Origin of the sequence: Pseudomonas taiwanensis (assembly GCF_013393345.1) — a bacterium.
Taxonomy (GTDB): domain Bacteria; phylum Pseudomonadota; class Gammaproteobacteria; order Pseudomonadales; family Pseudomonadaceae; genus Metapseudomonas; species Metapseudomonas resinovorans_C.
In genome coordinates this window covers 48,394-70,725 of the sequence record NZ_QJRF01000057.1, presented here as the reverse complement: position 1 = coordinate 70,725, position 22,332 = coordinate 48,394, and the positions used below count along the sequence as shown (strand labels likewise).

The following is a 22,332-nucleotide window of genomic DNA, read 5'->3' as shown; positions in this document are numbered from 1 at the left end:
TCGCACCTCCCGGTGGGATCAGGGCGTCAGCACGACCTTGCCGATGTGGCCGCCGGTATCGAGCAGACGATGAGCATCGCTGGCTTGCTGCAGGCTGAAAGTGGCGCTGACCCGAGGTTTGACCCGACCCGACTCGATCAGCGGCCAGACGTGAGCCTGCAGCTCCGCCATGATTGCAGCCTTCTCCTCGTGGCTGCGTGAACGCAAGGTGGAGCCGAGGTGAGTGAGGCGCTTGGTCAACATGGGGAAGAGGTCGACGTTCTGGGCCGGCCCCTTCAGCAGGCCAATCTGTACGATGCGTCCGTTCATGGCGGCGACTTGATAGTTCCGGCTCACGTAGTCACCGCCGATGATGTCGACCACCACGTCCACGCCTTTGCCAGCCGTGGCGGCCAGCGCGGCCTCAACGAAATCCTCTGTCTGATAGTTGATCGCGACGTCGGCGCCCAGGGCCAGGCTGGCCTGACGCTGCTCTTCGTTGCGGATGGTAGTGATCACAGTGGAGGCGCCGAATGCACGAGCCAGCATGGTCGCGGTGGTGCCGATACCGGAGGCGCCTCCGTGGATCAGCACACTGTCGCCGGCCTTGAACTGCCCGCGTTGGAACAGGTTGGTCCAGACCGTCATGAAGGTTTCCAGCAGGGCGGCCGCCTCGGTGAGTTCCAAGCCCTTCGGCAATGGCAGTGCGTTGCGTTCGTCGGCCACCGCATATTCGGCGTAGCCGCCACCGGGAATCAGCGCCATCACCTGCTCGCCAATACGCAGTCGGTTCACGCCTTCGCCCAGCGCCACGACTTCACCAGCGACCTCCAGGCCAGGGATATCCGAGGCACCGGGCGGCGGGTCGTACAGACCCTTGCGCTGGAGTACGTCAGGGCCGTTGACGCCGGCCGCCCGGACCCGGATCAGGACCTCGCGACCCCGTGGTGCGGGCGTGGGGCGGAGGGTCGGCAGCAGGACTTCCGGCCCGCCCGGCTGGCTGATCTCGATGGCGGTCATATGCTGGGGGAGAGGGGGATTGTGCATGTCATGAACCTCGATGACGGGAGATGTCGAGCATCGTAGGAGCGCGGGATGGCACCGTCGTGCAGTGTTTTCACAAGCCCTGTTTGCAGGAATGCAGCAGGAGGAAGGCGAAATGAACTGGAACGATGCAAGAGTGTTCCTGGCGATGACCCGGCAGCAGACGCTGCGTGGCGCTGCCCGGGAACTGAACGTGGATCAGGCGACGGTTAGCCGGCGGATCGCCGCCATGGAGCTGGCGCTTGGCTCGACCCTGTTCCTGCGCACCTCCAGCGGATTCCAACTGACCGGGGTAGGGGAAACCGTCCTGGAAGCGGCCGAGCGTATGGAAACCGCGGCTTTTGAGCTGGTACGCCGGGCGCAGGGGCGCGACAAGGCACTTTCCGGAGAAGTGCGGGTGACCACCACCGATTCCTTGGCCGTCGATTTCGTGATTCCGGCCATGGCGCGCGTGCACGCCCGCTATCCAGATGTGAGGGTCAATCTCAACAGTTCATCGGACGTGCTCAACCTCGCTCGCCGCGAAGCCGATATCGCCATCCGCACGCGCAAGCCGGACAACCCAGACCTTGTGGTACGGCGCCTGGCCAGTTGGCCCATGGGGCTGTTCGCCTCGGCAGAATACCTCGAAGTCCATGGCACTCCCGAGCCCGGCACCGGGTTCCTGGGGCACGACCTGGTGATGTACGAACCCCACTTGGCCGAAGGCCGCGACGTGACCCTGGTGGACGAGTCGGCCGCATCCGGCCGGATCGTCACCGCAGTGAATTCCAGCGTTATGGTCCGAAACGCCATTGCTGCCGGTCTGGGCATGGGCGAGCTTCCCCTGTACATGGGCGAACGGGATGGCTTGGTCCGCGTCTGGCCCGCTCGTGCGCGCAGTCACCCTTACGAGGTCTGGATGGTCACTCACGGCGACTTGCGCCATACCGCCAAGATCCGCGTGGTGATAGAGGCGGTTTTGATGGCTTTTGAGGGAGTGGCATCGTGTGATTCGTGAGTCAACAAACTCACGAAGCGGCTCTCTCCCGACGGCGGAATGGCCTTGGCGCTGGACATGCGCGCCGCACTCAAATGGCCTGGACTACCTTGCCTAGTGAAGGCGGCTCAGATATTCCCTCGTTTATACCTGGCACTAGGCTCGACTATCCGCCGGCACCAGTTGATGGCTGCTTTAGGTCGTTTGGTTATGGGCAAAAAATAGTACGGCCGAGAGCCGCATTAGGCCGGCAGGGTGGTCATAATAAATAGCGACGTTGGCTTTGGGCCGCCTGAGGCTATATGACCTGTCAGGATGGCCAAGAAGACAATTGTCGCAATGATGCTCGCTGCGATTTTCTCCATAGTGCTGGCGGCGCTGATTCGAGCGACTGCCTTGAAGAAAACCCCGGTAGCTGCTGACTGATGAGCTGCCGCGCCCGAGGCAACTGGTAAGGCGAAGTACAACAGGAACATCCAGTAGATAGAATTCATCGTCTCGTCCTTGTGGCGACGGCTGCTTTTGATTGTCCGCCGGACGGCAGTATAGGGACGATACAGTGCTCGATGAAGCAGGGCGAAGTACTGCGGAAATCCTTGTTCGAAGGTCCCGTTAACTGGGTTATTCCGCATCCAAATCTCGCCGCTCTCAAGTTCCAGGACCGTCGTCAAGGCTGTGTCGCTTAGGTCGTAGGCGTTGGCGTTACAGACTCATCACCACTGCTCTGGCGGCAGGCGGCGGGTGTGGAAGATGCGCAGGATCTGCAGTCGATCTCCACGGACGCGGTAGGGAATGACGTAAGGGTGGTTGGGCATGACCCATTCGCGGGTGCCGCCTACGCGGCCTTCACGGCCCATGCCAGGGAAACGGGCGAGTTGCTCGATGTCGGCGACTATGGCTTTCACCACGTCTGCTGCGGCCTGGGGATTGTCCTGGGCGATGTAGGCGGCTTCGTCGTCGAGGTTCTGTAGCGCCTTGCGGAGCCACTCAATGCGCATTGCCGGTCCACTTCTCCAGGGTGGCTTGCACCTCTTCAGATGTGGCGAAGTCGCCTTCGTCGGCTTCGGCGACGGCGCGCTGGATTTCGGCGATTTGCCAGCTCTCGCGGCGGATGTATTCGCTCAGGGCTTCCTGGGCTAGGGCGTCGGCGCTGCGGCCGGTGGCCTTGGCCAGGTTGGCCAGGTGGCGAGCGATATCGTCCGGCAGGTTGAGGGACACGAGAGACATGCGGGCCTCGGTGGGAAAGTGAGCAACGTGCCCATGGTACACGCTGGGCGCTGCCTGGCCACCCTTACAGGCCGATAGCGTGGTGGTGCTCGGCGAGCAGGTCGCGTCCGTCGACGTGGAGGGTGAAGTTCAAGAGGTCGATTTCGATCTCGGTGCGGCCGTCCACCACCAGTTGCGATGCGGTTTAATTGAAGCCATAGGAATAAACGCTCAATATCTGCACGAACTTGATCATTGGATCGGCACTGACAGAGTGAGGGTATTCGATTTTTCGATAACGAGGTTTGACTGGAAGTCGGTGTAATGCTGCTTGGATTTTTCGCCGGATGGTGCATTGCGCATGCACCATCTGGTGGGAAACATAAGTTTCTTCGCTGTCGGAGGGGTGGCAAATAGCCGCTATTTCTTAAATTTCAACTTCCAACTCCCAGTGTTGCGTTTTGCTGTAAGCAAAATCGCTGATATCACTTGGGTCGTCTATTTCTTCAGAGTCCACAGTTGTGAAGACTGGTTTTCCGTTGTCGAGATTAGCAGTAATTTCGTCGTCTCTAACATCACAGGTGAGGCAGTCATAATCTCTAGCAGGATATGAGAGAGCCATATCGTCAGAGCTGCCCTCCACATCACTAACTAGGTCTTCAACCCCGTTTGAGGAGTTGAGAAGGTCGATGGTGGCCAGTGTCTGGAGAGGATGGGGGCGCTTGTGCATGATAGAACCTGCAATAGTTTTATTTTCGTCAGGCAGGTCGTCCCGGGTCCTAAACCTGATGGATGTTGCCGCTCAGACACCTTCGCGTTTCTTCCTTCAAGAGGTATCGCGGCAATTGCAGTCTGCGCTGGGGCACGTTTGGCTCCTTGATGTACGTCAAGCTGACGCTGGAGCGAGGGATCTCATCTAAACCGTTTCGCTCTTAGAAACGGTTTAGATGAATCATGATGGTTACTTTGCATGCGAGCGCCCCTGGATCACGGGTTCCAGGAGCTCGGGGTAGTTGTTCCGATTATTGCCAACGTGTGTTGAGACAGGGTGGGCGACGAAGTCTTACGGCTGAGCGCGACTGCGCTTTAAAGTTGCGCAACGGGGGGCGCAGGAGACAACCACTGTGCGGGAGCCACGACCACCGGCATCCGGTGATGAACGAACGCTACCGATGGCGGGAACTTCAGGGCATTGGCCAAGGTCGGATTTCGCCGCGATCTTCCGCCCATGAGCCCAGGTGAGAGCCCAACCTCGATGCAAGCCAAGTCCCTCTTGTCGATCCTGACGCTCTCGCTTTGTATGGCCGCTGCGCTGCCGGCGTCTTCGGCAGATCGTCGGGTCGCTCAACCGAACAACGGTGCTTCGGCCGCCCTGCTTGAGGCTGCGTCACTGCAACTGGAGTTCGGTGAGGTGGAGCAGGCCGACGATACGTTGGAGCGCGCCTTGCGGATCGAGCCGAACAATCCGACGACTTTGCATTACCTGGGACAGGTTCGCTTCCAGCAGGGGCAGTATGCGCAGGCCGTTGCACTGGCCACGCGCTCCAATGCGCGGGGGCGCAATGATCCCGAACTGCGTGAGCGCAATTTCCAGTTGATCGAGTCGGCCCGGCAGGCCATGGGGCCAGGGATATCGACTGGGTCCGAGGTAGAAGTGGAGCGGGACGAGGAGGCGGAGGTCCGCGTCGGACTCGACCAGGACGTGCAGGCGCAGCAGGTGGCCGGTATTGCCGCCGGTGGGCTGGCGGCGCCAGCGGAGGGCGAGTTCCTGGCCGATTCGCAGGCGGGCGATTGGCAGAGCCGAGGTGACGGTGGCCTCCAGGCTGCGTCGTACGGTTCCCAGCCGGCCGATGATGAGGTGCGTATTCCTCGCGAATACATGCCGCCACCGGGGAAGTGCCGGGTCTGGTTCCCGGATCGGCCAGCGGGTCGGCAGCCGGCTCCTGGCAAATGCAAGAAGCTGCAGGGACGGATTCCCCCGGGGGCTTATCTGCTGCGTGGCTGACACCGGGACACGATGCCCTTCCAGCGCTCAAGGCGTCTGTGTCGCTGCTCCCGACGGCAGGGCATAATCGCCGTTTTCTCCCTCCTGGAGTCTCATTCATGCAGCTCGATTTCGCCCAGCTGGCACCGCTGGACGCCTACCGTTGGCTGGCCTCCACCATTACGCCGCGCCCTATCGCCTGGGTTTCCACCCTGTCGAAGGAGGGTGTGAGCAATCTGGCGCCGTTCAGTTTCTTCCAGGTCATCAGCGATGATCCGGCGACCGTGCTGGTGAACATCAATACGCGCGGCGACGGCCAGCTCAAGGACACCCTGCGCAACGTGCAGGAGACCGGCGAACTGGTGATCCAGCTGGTTTCCTTCGAGCAGGCGGAAGCGATGAATGCCAGCGCCGCCTGGCTGCCCCATGGCGTGAGTGAGTTCGAGACCTGTGGTATCGCCACCGAACCCTCCGTGCGTGTGCGGGCACCGCGGGTGCTCGGCACGCCGGTTGCCTTCGAGTGCCGGGTGGCCGAGATCCAGCCCTATCCGCGTAACAATCCCAACTGCCACCTGGTTTTCGCCGAGGTGCTGCTGGCCCATATCGATGACGCGGTGCTGAGCGAAGCGGGCCGGGTGGATCCGCAGCGTCTGGATCTGGTGGGGCGTCTGGGCGGCAGTGCCTACACCCGCACCCGCGAGACCTTCAACATGGCGCGGCCGACCTGAGCCGCACCTTCGCTGCCAGTTGGGAGTGACCGGCGGACGCTCCTGGCCGGCGTCATCTTGCTGATCGATGGTGGCGCACCCACTTGTCCGCCTCCACGACCAGGCAAGTCGCCACGGCCGTCCCGAGGCACCAGCTCCAGCCTTCCACGCTCATGCTGTTGGTACCGAACAGTTGCTGCAACGCCGGCACGTAAGTGAACGCCAGTTGCAGCAGCACCATCAGGCCCACCATGCCCCAGACCATCGGGTTGTCCTTGAAGCTGAAACTCGCCGGGCCGTTCAGTCTCCGGCTGCTGAACAGATAGCCGATCTCGCCGAATACCAGGGCGTTCACCGCCAGGGTGCGACTGGCCTCCATGCTCCAGCCCAACTGCTGGGTGTAGATGAACAGGCCGAGGCTGGCCACGGTCAGCAGGACCGAAACCAGCAGGATCAGCCAGAGCAGTTCGCCGGACAGCAGCGGCGCCTTCGGGTCCCTCGGCGGGCGCGCCATGAGGTCGTCCTCGGCCGGCTCGAAGGCCAGTGCCAACGCCAGGGTGACGGCGGTGATCATGTTCACCCAGAGGATTTGCAGCGGCGTGATGGGGAGCGTCAGGCCGAGCAGGATGGCGGTCAGCAGGACAATCGCCTGGGCGCCGTTGGTGGGAAGGATGAAAAGAATGGACTTCTTCAGGTTGTCGTAGACGGTACGGCCTTCCTCCACCGCGTGGGCGATGGTGGCGAAGTTGTCGTCGGCCAGCACCATCTGAGCGGCCTCCTTGGCCGCCTCGGTCCCTTTGATGCCCATGGCGATACCGATATCGGCGCGTTTGAGGGCAGGGGAGTCGTTGACCCCGTCGCCGGTCATGGCGACCCGTTCGCCGATTGCCTGCAAGCGCTCCACCAGGCGCAGCTTGTGGCTCGGGCTGGTGCGGGCGAACACGCTGGTTTCCTTCAGCCGGGCGTCCAGTTCGGCGTCGGTCAGGTCATCCAGGTCGGCTCCGGTCAGCGGGTTGCCCGCCGGCAGGCCCAGGCGTTCGGCGATGGCCGCGGCCGTGGCGGCATGGTCGCCGGTAATCATCTTCACGTGGATGCCCGCGCTGTGGCATTCCTCGATGGCGAGGATGGCTTCCTCACGCGGCGGGTCCATCATGCCCACCAGTCCCAGCAGCACGAAGCCGTTGTCCAGGTCGGCATGATCCAGTTCGTGCTGGCCGCTACCGGCAGTGCGACGGGCCAGGCCGATCATGCGCAGGCCGGAGGCGGCGCCTTCGCCCAACACGTCGTCCCAGATGCGCGGGTCCAGCGGCTCGGAGGCACCGTCGCGCCATTGCCGATCGCAGACTTCCAGCAACCGCTCGGGCGCACCCACCAGGTAAATCACGCCCTGGCCGCTGTCGTCGCGGTGCAGGCTGGCGAGATAGCGGCGCTCGGAGCTGAAGGGGATGGCGTCGACCCGGGGTCGTAGCGAGGCTTCCTCATCCGAGTCGAGCTGCAGCTTGCCGGCCAGGGTGAGCAGGGCGGCTTCGGTAGGGTCGCCGGTGATGCACCACTGGCTGCCCACCTCGCACAGGCTGGCGCTGTTGGCGAGCAGGCCGGCGCGCGCCAGTTCGTGCAGGTCATGGGCCAGGTCGATCGTCGGGCTGACGTCGCCCTCGGGCGCATATCCCACCCCCGAGACGTCGTAGCGGCGGGCGGCAGTGTAGACGCGCTGCACCGTCATCTCGTTGCGGGTCAGCGTGCCGGTCTTGTCGGAGCAGACCACGGTCACCGCGCCCAGGCTTTCCACGGCCGGCAGGCGACGGATGATCGAGTTGCGGCAGGCCATGCGCTGCACGCCCAGGGCCAGGATGATGGTCAGCACCGCCGGCAGGCCCTCGGGGATGGCGGCCACGGCCAGGCCTACCGCAGCCATCAGCATGTCGTCGGCGCTGTAGCCGCGCAGCAGGATGCCGAAGATGAAGGTGGCGGCCGCCAATACGAGGATGATCAGGGTGAGCTGCCGGGCGAAGCGCGCCATGTCTGCCAGCAGTGGCGTCTGCAACTGCTCCACCGAACCCAGCAGGTGGCTGATGCGGCCAAGCTCGGTCGCGCCGGCGGTGGCGACCACCAGGCCGACGCCGCTGCCAGCGCTGACCAGGGTGCCGGAGTAGGCCATGCTGTGGCGGTCGCCCAGGCTGGCATCCGGGGTCACCGGTTGGCTGGTCTTGTCGGTGGGGAGGGATTCGCCGGTGAGCGCCGCTTCCTCGATGCGCAGGTCGCGGGTTTCCAGCAGGCGCAGGTCCGCCGGCACGCGGTCGCCGGCCTCCAGCAGTACCAGGTCGCCCGGTACCAGCTCCTCGGCGGGTATCTGCCGAACTTCGCCGCCACGCTTCACCCGGCTGTCCAGGGTCAACAGCTTCTGGATGGCGCGCATGGCCGATTCGGCCTTGCCTTCCTGGATGAAACCCACCACGGCGTTGATCAGCACCACACCGAAGATCACCGCGCTGTCCAGCCATTCACCCAGCGCCAGGGTGACCAGGGTGGAGGCCAGCAGCACGTAGATGAGCAGGTTATGGAATTGCAGCAGGAAGCGCTTCAGGGGGCCTGCGCCGGCCCGTTCGGGGAGGCGGTTGGGTCCGAAACTGGCCAGGCGACGTTCCGCTTCCTCCATGTCCAGCCCGGTTGGCCTGCTGTCCAGCTGCTGCAGGCTGGCTTCGGCGGTCTCGGCGTGCCAATGGGTAGCTGATGGGGTGGTCATGGGGTCCTCCTTGGCGAATCCTGAGTCAAGCCTAGTTTCCCGGCGGGAGTCCTTTATTGGCCTGGGTCAGTTCCTGGTTTTTTGTAGGAAGAATAGAAAGCTATCCAGAAACGACCTCCAGTTAGCCAAAAACAGCACGGCCCGTGGGAAGGCCGGATTGTGGCTTGTCGCCACCATGCGCCAGCTCCTATGGTCGCCCCTTCGGGGAAGCGGATAGCAGATCGCGTCCATGCGGTTGTCGCCTTGCGGGGAGGTAGGATCATGTGGACTGTCTTGCAACGCAGGCTGGCGAGCCTGAGCACTGCCAACAAGTTGATGCTGGGGTTCGGCGTCGTCCTGGCGCTGACCCTGGTGGTGGCGGCCACCGGCTTCACCGCCTTGCGCGCGGTCGACGGCAGGGCGCGCCTGCTGGAGGAAATGCGCGCCATCAGCAGCGATGTGCTGGTGATCCGGCGCACGGAAAAGGACTACGCCCTGACCGCCGACGCCAAGCATGCCGAGACGCTGCGCCAGCAGGCCGAGGCCATAGCCGCCCGCAGTGAGGCGCTGGCCGCACAGCTTTCCGGCCCCGGTCGCGAGGCCCTGGATGAAGTGACCCAGGCCATGACCGAGTACCGCCAGGCATTCGACCGCTACGTGGAACTCACCGACAACCAGCACCTGGCACTCGACGCGGCCAACTGGTTGGTGGTCAGCGCATCCAACAGCCTCGATGTGTTGCAGAGCGGCCTGAACGAGGATGGTGTCGACCTGCTGAAAAGCTCCCAGGGCGTGCAGGGCGGCGATCTGGTGACTCAAGGCGGGCAGATCGGCCGCGTCTACCAGCTACTCCTGCAGGCGCTCAACCAGGCCCGCTTGCGCCTGGAACAGAGCCGGGGCACGGAACAAGCCAGCGCCCCGCAGATCCAGGAAGCGCTGGACGCGCAGAAGCTCGCCGCCGAACTGCGCGACGCCATGCAGGACCCCGGCTACGCCGCCGTGCTCACCGAAGTCATCGGCAACGTCGACTCCTTCAACGAACGCCTCAAGGACTACACCGCCACATTGCAGCAGCAGCGCCAGGAGTACGCGCGCCTGGCCGCCCAGGCGGACCGGGTGGTGCAGGCGGTGGACCGTGCCTACGAACTGCAGAAGGCCGACATGCGTACCCAGCAGGACTCCAGCTCGCTGCTGATCCTGCTGGCGGCGGCCCTTGCCCTGGTGATCGGCCTAGCCGCCACGGCGCTGATCAGCCTGCTCATCGTCCGGCCATTGCGCCGCGTCATCGGGTTGGCCCGGCAGATAGCCGAGGGCGATCTCAGCGCCAGCATCGAGGTACAGCGGCGCGACGAGATCGGCCAGTTGATGGAGGCCATGGCCGGCATGTCCGGCAATCTGCGCGACATGGTGGGCCGCCTGCAGGGCGGCGTGGCGCAGATTTCGGCTTCGGCGCAGGCGCTGTCCAGCGTCACCGAACAGACCCGAGTGGGGGTGAACGGCCAGCGGGAAGAAACCGATCAGGTGGCCACGGCGATGAGCCAGATGGCTGCCACCGTGCAGGAGGTGGCGCGCAACGCCGAGGCTGCGGCCAGTTCCACCGAAGCGGCGGACAACCGCGTCAGCAGTGGCAATCAGGTGGTGCGCCAGACCCTCGAGCGGGTCAACCAGTTGGCCCACGCCATGGAAGAAACCACGTCCAGCATCCAGCGCCTCAGCCAGGACACGCAGAGCATCGGCACCGTGCTGGATGTGATCAAGAGCGTCGCCGAGCAGACCAACCTGCTGGCCCTGAACGCCGCCATCGAAGCGGCGCGCGCAGGCGAGCAGGGCCGTGGTTTTGCCGTGGTGGCGGACGAAGTGCGGGCGCTGGCGCGGCGTACCCAGCACTCCACTGCCGAGATAGAACGGCTGATCGCCACCTTGCGTGAGGGTGTGCGCAGCTCGGTGGAGCACATGCAGCAGAGCGAAAACCTGGTGGGCCTGACGGTGCAGGATGCCAACCTGACCGAAGAGGCGCTGGCCGGTATCGCCGAAGCGGTGACCCTGATCCATCAGATGAACCAGCAGATCGCCGCAGCGGCCGAACAGCAGAGCGCCGTGGCCGAGGAGATCAATCGCAGCGTCACCAGCATTCGCGACATCGCCGATCAATCGGCCGTTGCCATGGACGAAACGGCAACTTCCAGCGTCCAGCTCGCCCGGCTGGGGCAGGAACTGCAAGGGATGGCCGGTCACTTCCGGCTTTGAGCCCCGCGCAAGTCTGGAGGATTCGGCATTCCGTCACCCGGCTTCGCGCCCTAGAATGGTGCCCCTGTCCAACCGGCCTGGAGTGTCGCAATGCTGAAGATCTGGGGGCGAATCAATTCCACCAACGTGCGCAAGGCACTCTGGTGTGCCGAAGAAACCGGCGTCGCCTATGAACAGCTGGATGCCGGTGGCGCCTTCGGCCTGGTCAATGAGCCGACGTATCGCGAACGCAACCCCAACGGCCTGGTGCCGATGATCGAAGATGGCGACCTGGTGCTCTGGGAGTCCAACGCCATTGTCCGTTACCTCGCCGCGCGCTATGCCGCCGGCAGCCTCTACCCGGAATCGCCGGTGGCGCGCGCCGAAGGGGACAAGTGGATGGACTGGGCCACCTCCAGCTTCGCCACGCTGTTTCGCGACCTGTTCTGGGGCACCCTGCGCACGCCGCCGGCCGAACGCAATCATGCAGCGATCGAGGCGGCACTGACCCGCTGCGGTCAACTACTCGCCATTCCCGAGCGGGCCCTGGCCGAGCGTCCTTATCTCTCGGGTGAGTCCTTCGCCATGGGCGACATTCCCCTGGGCTGCTTTGCCTACGCCTGGTTCGAAATGCCGGTCCTGCGCCCGGAATTGCCCAACCTCGAAGCCTGGTACGAGCGCCTGAAAGCCCGGCCGGCCTACCAAAAAGCGGTGATGACGCCACTGACGTGATCCGACTCGCCGATCCGGCTCCTGGAACCTAGGCTGATGTGCAGCGCTTTATGGTTGAAATTGCTGGCAATCAGCCTTATCTAGCCCCTTCCTTCTGAAGCAGACGAATCCATCATGAGTTCCGCCCTGTCCATCCGGCAGTTGACCAAGACCTACGGCAATGGCTTCCAGGCCCTCAAGGGCATCGATCTGGAAGTAGCCGAAGGTGATTTCTTCGCCTTGCTCGGCCCAAACGGCGCGGGCAAATCCACCACCATCGGTATCCTGTCCACCCTGGTGAACAAGACCAGCGGCAGCGTCAGCGTGTTTGGCAATGACCTGGACAAATCGCCCTATGCGCTCAAGCGTTGCCTGGGCGTGGTGCCTCAGGAGTTCAACTTCAACCAGTTCGAGAAGGTGTTCGACATCGTCGTCACCCAGGCGGGCTACTACGGCATCCCCGCGAACATCGCCAAGGAGCGCGCCGAGCAGTACCTGACCCAGCTCGGCCTCTGGGAGAAGCGCAATTCGGCTTCCCGCGAGTTGTCCGGCGGCATGAAGCGCCGCCTGATGATCGCCCGCGCGTTGGTCCACCAGCCGCGCCTGTTGATCCTCGACGAACCCACCGCCGGCGTGGATATCGAGCTGCGCCGCTCCATGTGGAGCTTCCTCACCGAGCTCAACGAGCAGGGCATCACCATCATCCTCACCACGCACTATCTGGAGGAGGCTGAGCAGCTTTGCCGCAATATCGGCATCATCGACCACGGCCGCATCGTCGAGAACACCAGCATGAAGGACCTCCTGAAGAAGCTGCACAAGGAGACGTTCCTGCTGGACCTCAAGGAGCCGCTGGAAGTGGTGCCGCAGCTCAATGGCTATCCTGCCGAGCTGGTGGATGACCACACCCTGGAAGTGCAGGTGGAGAAGACCCAGGGCCTGACCGAGCTGTTCCGTCAGCTGGCCGCCCTGAACGTCGACGTGCTGAGCATGCGTAACAAGTCCAATCGCCTTGAGGAGCTGTTCGTGTCCCTGGTGGAGAAAAACCTGGCGAAGGTGGCCGTATGAGTTCGGAACTGCGCGCCAACCTGGTCGCCCTGGAAACCATCGTCTACCGCGAAGTCCGCCGTTTCACACGCATCTGGCCGCAGACGCTGCTGCCCCCGGCCATCACCATGGCCCTGTACTTCGTCATCTTCGGCAACCTGATCGGCAAGCAAATCGGCGCCATGGGCGGCTTTAGCTACATGGACTACATCGTCCCCGGCTTGATCATGATGTCGGTCATCACCAACTCCTACAGCAACGTGGTGTCGAGCTTCTTCGGCAGCAAGTTCCAGCGTTCGGTGGAGGAGCTCCTGGTATCGCCGGTGTCACCGCACACCATCCTGCTCGGCTACACCATCGGCGGCGTGTTGCGCGGACTGGCGGTGGGCCTGATCGTCACCTTCCTGTCGCTGTTCTTCACCAAGCTCACGGTGCACCACATCGGGGTGACCGCGCTGGTGGTGCTGCTGACCGCCACCATTTTCTCCCTCGGCGGCTTCATCAACGCTGTCTACGCGCGCAATTTCGACGACATCTCGATTGTCCCGACCTTCGTGCTGACGCCGCTGACCTACCTGGGCGGGGTGTTTTACTCGATCAATCTGCTGCCGCCGTTCTGGCAGGCCGTTTCCCTGGGCAACCCCATCCTGCACATGGTCAACGCCTTCCGTTACGGCATCCTCGGTGTTTCCGACATCAACATCGGTGTCGCCATCGTGCTGATGCTGATCACCATGGCCATTCTCTACGTCGCCTGCATTCGCCTGCTGGTGAGCGGGCGCGGCATGCGCCAGTAAACCGGGAAACATAGCGACACAGACTGGCGTTATCCTCAATATCGACGCCCGTGGAAGTCTGTCGAAACAGTCGGCAGACTTTCTTCCCCCTATCCCCTGTCGCAGAGGCTCCGGATGACCTTCCCTCGCACCGCCTGGCTGTTGTTCGGGGCACTCGCCTCGTGGTCCGCCCTGGCCCAGGAGGCGCCGCTGGTCGAAGTGGCCGAGCCGCAGCGGGCGCTGGTGCGCGACGAACTGGTGACCTTTGGTTCGCTGCGTTCGGACGAGTCGGTGATGATCCGTCCGGAAGTGGAGGGCAGGGTGGCCAGCCTGCATTTCCGCGAGGGTGAGATGGTCAAGGGCGGCGACCTGCTGGTCAGCCTGGACGATTCAATCGCCCGTGCCGAACTGGCCCAGGCCAGGGCCAACCTTGACCTGGCGGAAAAGAGCTACCAGCGCGCGAAGTTGCTGTTCAGCCGGGGCGCGAGCAACGCCCAGGCCCAGGACGAATCCCAGTCCGGGGAACAGGCCGCCCGCGCCAGCCTGGCCCTGGCCCAGGCGCGCCTCGACAAGACCCAGATACGTGCGCCCTACGACGGCACCCTCGGCCTGCGCCAGGTCAGCGTCGGCGACTATCTCAGCGCGGGCCAGGATGTGGTCAACCTGGAGGTACTGGACCCGCTGAAGGTGGATTTCCGTGTGCCGCAGAAAGCCGTCAGCCAGGTGAGCATCGGCCAGGCGGTGGAACTGAGCCTGGACGCCTATCCGGGCGAGCGTTTCCGGGGTGCGATCATCGCCCTCAACCCGCGTCTGGATGAAGTCGGCCGCAGCCAGGCGATCCGCGCCCAGGTTCCCAACCAGGACCATCGCCTGAAGCCCGGCCAGTTCGTCAAGGTATCGGTGATCCTCGCCGAACGGCCACAGGCCTTGCTGATCCCTGAAGAGGCCGTGATGCCGGTGGGGCAGCAACTGTTCGTCAACCTGGTGGTGGGCGGCAAGGTGGAGCGGCGCCCGATCAAGATTGGCCAGCGCCTGCGCGGCAAGGCTGAGGTTCGTGAGGGCCTGCAGGGTAACGAGCAGGTGATTACCGCGGGCTGGCAGAAGGTCAGTCCCGGACTGGAGGTCCGCACCGTAGCGCGAGGTGGGGCATGACCCTCTCTGATGTGTGCATCCGCAGGCCGGTGTTCGCCACCGTCCTGTCGCTGATCCTGGTCCTGCTCGGGTTGCTGGCCTACCAAAGGCTGGCGGTGCGGGAATATCCCAACATCGACGTGCCCATCGTCACCGTCAACGTTATCTACCCCGGCGCCAGCCCGGAGATCATGGAGTCCCAGGTGGCGCAGCCCATCGAGGACGTGCTCTCCGGCATCGAGGGGCTGGATTTCGTGGCGTCCATCAGTCGCTCGGAAAATACCCAGATCACTGCGCAGTTCCGCCTCGGCACCAACGCCGACGAAGCCGCCAATGACGTGCGCGACCGGCTGGGGCGGGTGCGTGGCCTGCTTCCGGACGAGATCAACGAACCCATCGTGCAGAAGGTCGAGGCCGACGCGCAGCCGGTGATCTGGATCGCCTTCTACAGCGAGCAGCATTCGGCGATGGAGATCACCGATGTGCTGGAGCGGGTGATTCGCGACCGCGTGCAGACCATCCCCGGTGTCTCCGAGGTGCAGGTTCGCGGCGCCCGGCGCTTCGCCATGCGCATCTGGCTGGACCCGGAAAAGCTCGCCGCCCATGACCTCACCGTGCAGGACGTGGAAGACGCGCTGCGCCGGCAGAACGTGGAGATTCCGGCCGGGCGCATCGAGTCCGTGCAGCGCGAGTTCAGCGTGCTGTCGGAAACCGACCTGCGCACCCCCGAAGAATTCAACGACCTGATCCTCAACGACCAGCGCGGCTATCTGCTGCGGCTGGCCGACGTGGGGCACGCCGAGATCGGCGCGGCAGACGAACGCAGCATCGTGCGCTTCAATGGCCGCGCGGCGGTCTCCCTGGGGCTGGTCAAGCAGGCCACGGCCAACCCGCTGGAAATCTCCGATGGCCTCAATGCCGCGTTGCCGGAACTGCGGGCGTTGCTACCCGACGGCATGAAGATGACCATCGCCAACGACAACTCGCTGTTCATCCGCGAGTCCATCGACAACGTCTACACCACCATCTGGGAGGCGGTGGTGCTGGTGATCCTGATCATCTTCCTGTTCCTGCGCTCCCTGCGCGCCACCCTGATTCCGCTGGTGACCATCCCGGTGTCGCTGATCGGTGCCTTCAGCCTCATGGTGCTGCTCGGCTTCTCCATCAACACTCTGACCTTACTGGCCATGGTGTTGGCCATCGGCCTGGTGGTGGACGATGCCATCGTCGTGCTGGAGAACATCCACCGGCACATCGAGGAGGGCATGTCGCCGATCCAGGCCGCCTACAAGGGCAGCCGGGAAATCGCCTTCGCGGTGATCGCCATGACCCTGACGCTGGCTGCCGTGTACGCCCCCATCGGCTTCATGCAAGGCACCTCGGGCAAGCTCTTCACCGAATTCTCCTGGACACTCGCCGGCGCGGTGCTGGTGTCCGGCTTCGTCGCGTTGACCCTGTCGCCCATGATGTGCGGGCAGTTGCTCAAGCCCCATGCCGAGCAGAAGCACGGCCGCCTGTACAACCTGGTGGAGTCCTTCCTCCATGCGCTGACCTACAGCTACCGCCACCTGCTGGAACGGGTGCTGCGTGCCTGGATGCTGATCATCCTGCTGCTGGCGGGCATCCTGGTGTTCTGCCTGATCCTGTTCAGCGGCCTGCGTAGCGAGCTGGCGCCCACCGAGGACACCGGCACCATAGTCGGCTCGATCAACGGCCCCGATGGCGCCACCATCGAATACACCAGCCGCTACGCGAAGCTGCTGGAAGAGGCCTACAAATCGATTCCCGAAGCCAACCGCTACATGGTGGTGGTGGGCTTCCCCACCGTGGCCCAGGGCCTGTCCTTCCTCAAGCTGGAGGATTGGGACTCCCGTGGCCGCAGCCAGTTCGAGATTCGCGACGAGCTCCTGCCCAAGCTGCGTGACATACCCGGCGTGCGCGCCTTCCCGATCAACCGGCCGCCGCTCGGGCAGAGCGCGCGCAACCAGCCGGTCAACTTCGTCATCCGTTCCTCGCTGGAGTACAGCGAACTGCAGAAGTACGTCGACCAGCTGATGGAGCGGGTGCGCGACAACCCGGCGCTGGAAAGCCTGGACAGCGACCTCAAACTCAACTCACCGCAGCTCAAGGTCACGGTCAACCGCGAGCAGGCGGTGGCAGTGGGCACGGACACCGCCGCCATTGGCCGCAGCCTGGAAAGCCTGTTCGGCAGTCGCCAGGTCACCCGCTTCAAGCAGAATGGCGAGCAGTACGACGTGCTGGTGCAGCTGGCCAACGTTGACCGCAGCAATCCGGACGACCTCAATCGCGTCTACGTCCGCGGCCGCAACGACAGCATGGTGCAACTGGCCAACCTGATCGATGTGCGGGAAACCGTGGCGCCTCGCGAACTCAACCACTTCAACCAGCTACGCGCGGTGACGGTGACGGCGAACGTCGGCTCCGGCTACACCCTCGGCGAGGCGCTGGATTATCTGGAAGAGGCGGCGCGTTCGGTGTTCCCGCAGGACACCCAGTTCGACTACACCGGCACCTCGCGGGACTTCAAGGATTCCAGCACCGGCGTCGCGCTGATCTTCGCCCTGGCCCTGGTGTTCATCTACCTGGTGCTGGCGGCGCAGTTCGAGAGCTTCATCGATCCGCTGATCATCCTCTTCAGCGTGCCGCTCTCCATGGCTGGCGCCTTGCTGGCGCTGACCCTCTTCGGTGGCACCCTGAACATCTACTCGCAGGTGGGGATGGTCACCCTCATCGGCCTGATCACCAAGCACGGCATCCTCATAGTCGAGTTCGCCAACCAGTTGCTGCGCCAGGGCATGGACCTGCATGAGGCGGTGATGGAAGCCTCGGTGAAACGCCTGCGGCCGATCCTGATGACCACCGGCGCCATGGTCCTGGGTTCGGTACCGCTCGCCATCGCCTCGGGCGCCGGAGCGGAAAGCCGGCAACAGATCGGCATGGTGATAGTCGGCGGCCTGCTGGTGGGTACCTTCTTCACACTCTTCGTAGTGCCCACCCTCTACCAGCAAGTGCGCCGCTGGAAGCCGATTCACAAGCTGGAAGCGGCGACGGCCTGATGGGCACTCTGTTCTGCAGGAAACCGCCGCGCTTCGCAGGATAAGCGCTCGCGAACAGACACCAGTGTCTGGCTCTCCCCATCCTGATCACGAGCATGTCGATCTCATTGCCCCCCCTTGTTTGGAGGGGGGAGGGTCGCACCTGAATCAAATACCTTCGGAAATGACTACCAGAACAGCAAAGGAGGTACTCGCGACCAGGCCGCCAACTAAAAACCGCATTCCAGAACTACAAAAATAAAAAACCAGAGGGAATGAAATGAAAAAGCACGTTGGCAAGCTACTTGCCGCCGCAATGCTCACCGCCGTCACCATCACCGCAGCCCTGCCGCTGTCTGCGCAGGCCGCATGTTTCAGCCTCACCGGCCAGTGCGGCTATACGAAAACCCAATCCCCGATCGTGCTGGTACATGGTGCGCTCGGTTTCGACAAGATCGGCTTGCTCGATTACTGGTACGGCATCCCTGATCAGTTGCGCGCCTACGACGGCGCCGACGTCTATCTGACGCAAGTGTCCGCCTCCAACAGCCATGAAGTGCGCGGCGAACAATTGCTGCTTCAGGTTCAGCAGATTCTCGCAGTCACCGGCAAGTCCAAGGTCAACCTCATCGGCCACAGTCAGGGTAGTCCGACCGCGCGCTATGTCGCTTCGGTGCGACCGGACCTGGTGGCTTCGGTTACCAGCGTGCACGGGGCCAACGGCAAGGGAGAGGCCGTGGATGCGATCCTCGGCATTACCCCGCCTGGAATGGCCGGCGATGCCGTGCAGTCGATATCCAATGGCCTCGCGCAATTGATCGGCATCCTCTCGAATGACGACGGCTTACCGCAAAACTCTGCCGCCTCGCTTCAATCCCTGAGCACCGCCGGCTCGTTGGCATTCAACGCCGCGCATCCAGAAGGTATCCCGACCACCGAGTGCGGCGAAGGGGCTTATCAGGTCAATGGCGTGAAGTACTTTTCCTGGGGCGGTGCGCAGGCGTACACCAACACCGCCGATGCCATCGATCCAACCCTGGCATTGGTATCGCTGGTCTTCCGGGGAGCGAAGAACGATGGCCTTGTCAGTAGCTGCGCCCAGCATCTGGGCAAAGTCATTCGCGATGATTACGGCATGAACCATATGGATGCGATCAACCATACGGCGGGCCTCGTGAACCTCTTCGAGACCAACCCGATCACGCTGTATCGGCAACACGCAAATCGCCTGAAGAATGCGGGTCTGTAGCGGCAAGAGATCGGCATGAAGAAAACCAAAGCAATCTGTGCGGGACTGGGAGCGGTGGCCGTAATGGCCGCCGTTCTTGTCCAGATGTCGCTTCTCCGGCAAGGCGTCGAAACGCCCAGGGTAGGCGATACCCATGCGCCTTCCTTCGTGCGTTCCATGGATGGCACCCAGCCCGATGGCGACTTGCGCAGCGACGGCGATGTGCTGGTCGTCGATAGCGGCATGCGCCTGTTGTTCGAGTACTTCTTGGCGGCAGTGGGCGAAGCGAGCCTCGACCAGATCCGGACTGAAATCGAGCGCGAGATCGACAAGCGCCTCAAGCCCGTTCCGGCAGCCGACGCCAAGCGCCTGCTGGGATGCTATTTCGATTACAAGAGGGCGCTGGTGGCGGCGGAAAACCGTATTCAGGCGCAGGGTGATCCGTTGGAAGACATGCGAGCTCGCATGGACGCCATGAGTCAGACGCGGGATCGCTTTTTCAGTCCGAAGGAAGTGCAAGGCTTGTTTGGCGACGAGGACGCGTTCAACGCGGATGCACTGGTGCGGCTGGAAATCCTGCAGGACCACAGACTCTCCGACGCGCAAAAGCAACAGAAACTGGCCGCACTGGATGCGGCGCTGGTGCCGGAAGCGCGGGACGCCAAGGAAGCGCCGTTGCAGATACTCAAGCTGGAGGCCGCGGTGAGCAAGATGCGCGAGCAAGGGGCAAGCGATGACGAGGTTTACCGCATGCGGGCAGCGACACTGAACCCGGAAGCGGCGGATCGCCTGGCACAACTGGACCGGGAACGGGCAAAGGTCACCAGCACGCCAGTCGATGGGAAAAGCGACATCCCGCCTGTGGAACGCTGAGCCAGTGGCAGGAGCCTTGTAGGAGCTAGCTTGCTAGCGAAATGGGACCATTCGCTGGCAAGCCAGCTCCTACGGGCAATGCAGCTACTTGCAATGCAGACACGGCCAAGTCATTCGCCAAGGGTAGCGAAGCTGCCCCCGGGTGCCTCCGGCGGGCAGACCTTCGGCCTGCTTGGCGATTGAAATCGCCCCTACAAGTTCGAGTCCCGCTCCATCACAACCGCTGGAAGAACAGCGGGTAGCGATTCACCAGCCCATCCTCGTCCAGGGTCAGCACGGCCTCGAAGCCATTGCCGTCGAGGTTCTGGTAGAGGTAGCGGGTCTGGTCCAGGCGCGTATAGGCCTGGCGCATGCGCCGCACGGACAGTTGCGGCGCCTCGATGAACACCACTTCGATTTCCCGGCGTTCGCCGGGGTTGAGGAACAGCCGCCAGATGCTCGGGCTGTTGGTGAAGGGCGTGGGCCAGAGGTCCAGGTCGAGGCTGCCGGACAGTTCCGGGAGCTTCTGGCCGTTGCCATCGAACCAGTGCAGCCCGTCACGCCGCAGCGTCAGGTTGCGGGTTCCGCGCCCATCGCGGACCGTCGCATTGAAGACCCGGGGCTCCCAGCCTTTGTCGTACTCCAGGGTGTAATTCAGGCGGTAGCAGGCGCCGTCGTCGTCGAAGGCCAGCATGCCGCTGTCCACCCGTCGCCCCTCCAGGCGGAAGTCTTCCAGGCCCTGGGCGGGGGCCCGATTGTTCCAGAGGTGGGTCCAGAGGGCAGTGGTTCTCATCAGCTCATGCCTCGTGGCGTCGGGGTGTGCGCAAGACCAGATAGAGCAGCGGCCCGATGGAAGCGAACACCGCCGTCAACAGGTAGAAGGGTAGCAAGTAGGCCAGGCCACGGCCCTGGCGGCGGTTGTCCTGGTACATCCAGATGCCGATCAGGGCGCAGGCGAGGTAAAGGTCGATCACCACCTGTGCGGTATCAGGGCGGCCCATCAGTTGGGCGCCGAATTCGAGCAGGGGTTGTTCGCTGATGGCCATGACCCAGAGGGTGTAGCCACCGAAGAGGGCCAGGGCGACCAGCGCGAAGAGACGAACGGACATGAGACTTTCCTTGTCGTTTGGGGGTGTTAGTCCAGCAGCAGCCCCACTTGCCGGATCTTCGGCAGGCGCGCTACCACCAGTTGGTGGGAGCGGGTGATCAGCTCGCGCAGTTCGCCGTCACCCATGGGGTAGGGGCGCTGCATGGCGATCCAGTGGGCCCGTGCAAGGTAGGGCGCGGGAATGATGCCGGGGCGGTCGACATAGCCGAGGAAGAGGTCCTTGTCGACTTTGAAGGTGAGGCCGTCGCCCATGAAATCGAGGATGGCGAACATCTTGTTGCCGGCGATCGAGAATACCCGGTTGCTGCCCCATTTGAGGTCCTCGCGGGCACCGGGTAGTTGCAGGCAGAAAGCGGCGACTTGATCGGGGGTCATGGATTCCTGCTCCTTCAGGTTCTGGATTCGCTGCGCAGTAGCCAGTAACTCATCAGCATGCCGGTCACCGCCATCAGCGCCGCCACCAGGAAGATCACGGCGAAACCCGCGCCGCCGGCGATGGCGCCCATCAGTGGGCCGGCGATGCCCAGGGCCAGGTCGAAGAATACCGCGTAGGCACCCAGCGCCGAACTGCGGCTGGCGGCAGGAATGCGCGTGACCGCTTCGACGCCAAGGGCAGGGTAGACCAGCGACAGGCCGAAGCCCGTCAGTGCCGCGCCGGCCAGGGCCAGCCAGGGCGTTGGCGCCGCCCAGAGCAGGAACAGTCCGAGGCTTTCCACGGCCAGGCAGATGATGGCGACGCGGTAACCGCCCAAGTGCTTGATGCTGTTGACGAACAGCAGTCGCGCACCGATGAAGGCACAGCCGAATGCGGTCAGGCACCAGGCCGCGCCATCCCAACCGACGCTTGCGTAATAGAGCGTGATGAAGGTGGCCAGGGTGCCGAAGCCGATGGACCCTAGTGCCAGCGCTGTGCCGTTGGGGGCGATGCGCAGGAACACGTTGCGGAACGGTAGTCGCTCACCATGGACGATGGGCGACGGCCGCTTGGGCCAGGCCAACAGCAGGGCAACGGCACAGAGCACGGCCATCAGCCCGCCGATGCTCCACAGGCCCAGCCCGTCCACCAGGACCACGCCAAGCGGGGCGCCAATGGCTACTGCGCCGTAGGAGGCGATGCCGTTGAAGGAGATCACCCGCGCCATGTTCTCCGCACCCACCAGCCCCACGCCCCAACTGATGGAGCCGGTGCCCACCAGACCCTGGCCGATGCCCAGCATCACCCGTCCGCCGAGCAGTAGCGCCAGGCTCAAAAGGGGTAGCTGCGCCAGCGAGGTGGAGAGCAGCGTCAGCACCCCGGAAAGGCCACAGCAGGCCATGCCGTACATGACCGCGCGCTTGGCACCGAGGCGGTCAGCCAGGCTGCCGGACATGGGGCGGGAGAGGAGGGTGGCGAGGTACTGCACGCTGATGACGATCCCTGCCATCACCGAGCCATAGCCCATGTCGTTGTGCACGTAGCCGGGCAGTACGGCAATCGGCAGGCCGACGCAGAAGAAACTGATGAAGGTGAAGAAAACGACGGTGATGATCTGCAGGGTGGGGGAGGACGCGGACGGCTGTAGCGTGCTCATGGCAG

At 63.6% G+C, this 22,332-nt stretch carries 22 protein-coding genes and 1 pseudogene; 12 read left to right on the top strand and 11 right to left on the bottom strand.

Going from position 1 to position 22,332, the window contains the following annotated elements; genetic code table 11:
• Positions 1–18: 18 nt before the first annotated feature.
• Positions 19–999 (bottom strand): NAD(P)H-quinone oxidoreductase, encoded by a 981-nt coding sequence (locus DM872_RS12650; protein WP_179059900.1) that lies wholly within the window; start codon positions 997–999, stop codon positions 19–21.
• A gap of 139 nt (positions 1,000–1,138) precedes the next feature.
• Here DM872_RS12650 and DM872_RS12645 point away from each other — a divergent pair, with 139 nt between their 5' ends.
• A complete protein-coding gene (locus DM872_RS12645; RefSeq protein ID WP_179059823.1) occupies positions 1,139–2,023 on the top strand; it encodes a LysR family transcriptional regulator in 885 nt (294 codons plus the stop codon).
• Between the two features lie 221 nt (positions 2,024–2,244).
• Here the strand turns inward: DM872_RS12645 and DM872_RS12640 are convergent, their stop codons facing one another.
• The 5 genes from DM872_RS12640 to DM872_RS12620 form a co-directional block, all read right to left on the bottom strand.
• Positions 2,245–2,496: a hypothetical protein gene (locus tag DM872_RS12640; RefSeq protein WP_179059822.1), complete on the bottom strand. Its 252-nt coding sequence runs from the start codon at positions 2,494–2,496 to the stop codon at positions 2,245–2,247.
• Positions 2,497–2,715: 219 nt separating this feature from the next.
• Entirely contained in the window at positions 2,716–3,000 is a 285-nt protein-coding gene (locus tag DM872_RS12635; protein WP_179059821.1) for a type II toxin-antitoxin system RelE/ParE family toxin, read from the bottom strand.
• The gene (locus DM872_RS12630) at positions 2,990–3,229 is read right to left on the bottom strand and encodes a CopG family ribbon-helix-helix protein (protein ID WP_179059820.1); all 240 of its coding nucleotides are present in this window, start codon (positions 3,227–3,229) and stop codon (positions 2,990–2,992) included. Before DM872_RS12630 ends, DM872_RS12635 begins: the two co-directional genes overlap by 11 nt.
• A gap of 64 nt (positions 3,230–3,293) precedes the next feature.
• The gene (locus DM872_RS12625; RefSeq protein WP_373273709.1) at positions 3,294–3,395 is read right to left on the bottom strand and encodes a phage major tail tube protein; all 102 of its coding nucleotides are present in this window, start codon (positions 3,393–3,395) and stop codon (positions 3,294–3,296) included.
• Positions 3,396–3,635: 240 nt separating this feature from the next.
• Complete coding sequence (locus tag DM872_RS12620; RefSeq protein ID WP_179059819.1) at positions 3,636–3,938, bottom strand: hypothetical protein; 303 nt, start codon at positions 3,936–3,938, stop codon at positions 3,636–3,638.
• Positions 3,939–4,463: 525 nt separating this feature from the next.
• Between DM872_RS12620 and DM872_RS12615 the strand changes: the two genes are divergently transcribed.
• Together DM872_RS12615 and DM872_RS12610 are read left to right on the top strand one after the other, a co-directional pair.
• Positions 4,464–5,213 (top strand): tetratricopeptide repeat protein, encoded by a 750-nt coding sequence (locus DM872_RS12615; protein ID WP_179059818.1) that lies wholly within the window; start codon positions 4,464–4,466, stop codon positions 5,211–5,213.
• Positions 5,214–5,311: 98 nt separating this feature from the next.
• Positions 5,312–5,920 carry a flavin reductase family protein gene (locus tag DM872_RS12610; RefSeq protein WP_179059817.1) on the top strand — a complete coding sequence of 203 codons (609 nt, stop codon included), beginning with the start codon at positions 5,312–5,314 and terminating at the stop codon, positions 5,918–5,920.
• A gap of 52 nt (positions 5,921–5,972) precedes the next feature.
• Here DM872_RS12610 and DM872_RS12605 read toward each other — a convergent pair whose 3' ends face one another.
• Complete coding sequence (locus DM872_RS12605; protein ID WP_179059816.1) at positions 5,973–8,642, bottom strand: cation-transporting P-type ATPase; 2,670 nt, start codon at positions 8,640–8,642, stop codon at positions 5,973–5,975.
• 189 nt (positions 8,643–8,831) lie between these two features.
• On the opposite strand from DM872_RS12605, the pseudogene DM872_RS30900 reads away from it, so the two are divergent.
• The 9 genes and pseudogenes from DM872_RS30900 to DM872_RS12565 form a co-directional block, all read left to right on the top strand.
• Positions 8,832–10,013, top strand: a pseudogene (locus tag DM872_RS30900) (HAMP domain-containing protein); the annotation flags it as partial.
• Entirely contained in the window at positions 9,987–10,868 is an 882-nt protein-coding gene (locus DM872_RS30895; RefSeq protein WP_373273711.1) for a methyl-accepting chemotaxis protein, read from the top strand. The pseudogene DM872_RS30900 and the gene DM872_RS30895, both read left to right, overlap by 27 nt.
• 90 nt (positions 10,869–10,958) lie before the next feature.
• The gene (locus DM872_RS12595; protein WP_179059814.1) at positions 10,959–11,579 is read left to right on the top strand and encodes a glutathione S-transferase family protein; all 621 of its coding nucleotides are present in this window, start codon (positions 10,959–10,961) and stop codon (positions 11,577–11,579) included.
• 114 nt (positions 11,580–11,693) lie between these two features.
• Positions 11,694–12,626, top strand: a complete 933-nt coding sequence (locus tag DM872_RS12590; RefSeq protein ID WP_179059813.1) for an ABC transporter ATP-binding protein — start codon at positions 11,694–11,696, stop codon at positions 12,624–12,626.
• Positions 12,623–13,402 (top strand): ABC transporter permease, encoded by a 780-nt coding sequence (locus DM872_RS12585; RefSeq protein WP_077526170.1) that lies wholly within the window; start codon positions 12,623–12,625, stop codon positions 13,400–13,402. The genes DM872_RS12590 and DM872_RS12585 overlap by 4 nt, the downstream gene beginning before the upstream one ends.
• Before the next feature lie 114 nt (positions 13,403–13,516).
• Positions 13,517–14,533, top strand: a complete 1,017-nt coding sequence (locus tag DM872_RS12580; protein WP_179059812.1) for an efflux RND transporter periplasmic adaptor subunit — start codon at positions 13,517–13,519, stop codon at positions 14,531–14,533.
• Positions 14,530–17,589: an efflux RND transporter permease subunit gene (locus DM872_RS12575; RefSeq protein ID WP_179059811.1), complete on the top strand. Its 3,060-nt coding sequence runs from the start codon at positions 14,530–14,532 to the stop codon at positions 17,587–17,589. Before DM872_RS12580 ends, DM872_RS12575 begins: the two co-directional genes overlap by 4 nt.
• 295 nt (positions 17,590–17,884) lie before the next feature.
• Positions 17,885–18,817, top strand: coding sequence for an esterase/lipase family protein (locus DM872_RS12570; protein ID WP_218649269.1), 933 nt, complete (start codon positions 17,885–17,887; stop codon positions 18,815–18,817).
• Positions 18,818–18,832: 15 nt separating this feature from the next.
• The gene (locus tag DM872_RS12565) at positions 18,833–19,669 is read left to right on the top strand and encodes a lipase secretion chaperone (RefSeq protein WP_179059809.1); all 837 of its coding nucleotides are present in this window, start codon (positions 18,833–18,835) and stop codon (positions 19,667–19,669) included.
• Positions 19,670–19,883: 214 nt separating this feature from the next.
• Here the strand turns inward: DM872_RS12565 and DM872_RS12560 are convergent, their stop codons facing one another.
• From DM872_RS12560 to DM872_RS12545, 4 genes are read right to left on the bottom strand one after another with little or no spacing between them, the layout of a single operon-like run.
• Positions 19,884–20,441: a putative glycolipid-binding domain-containing protein gene (locus DM872_RS12560; RefSeq protein WP_179059808.1), complete on the bottom strand. Its 558-nt coding sequence runs from the start codon at positions 20,439–20,441 to the stop codon at positions 19,884–19,886.
• 4 nt (positions 20,442–20,445) lie between these two features.
• Positions 20,446–20,757, bottom strand: a complete 312-nt coding sequence (locus DM872_RS12555) for a DUF2834 domain-containing protein (RefSeq protein ID WP_179059807.1) — start codon at positions 20,755–20,757, stop codon at positions 20,446–20,448.
• Between the two features lie 26 nt (positions 20,758–20,783).
• Complete coding sequence (locus tag DM872_RS12550; RefSeq protein ID WP_179059806.1) at positions 20,784–21,131, bottom strand: MmcQ/YjbR family DNA-binding protein; 348 nt, start codon at positions 21,129–21,131, stop codon at positions 20,784–20,786.
• A 14-nt stretch (positions 21,132–21,145) separates the two neighbouring features.
• On the bottom strand, positions 21,146–22,327 hold the full coding sequence (locus DM872_RS12545) for an MFS transporter (RefSeq protein ID WP_179059805.1): 1,182 nt from the start codon (positions 22,325–22,327) through the stop codon (positions 21,146–21,148).
• Between the last annotated feature and the right edge of the window lie 5 nt (positions 22,328–22,332).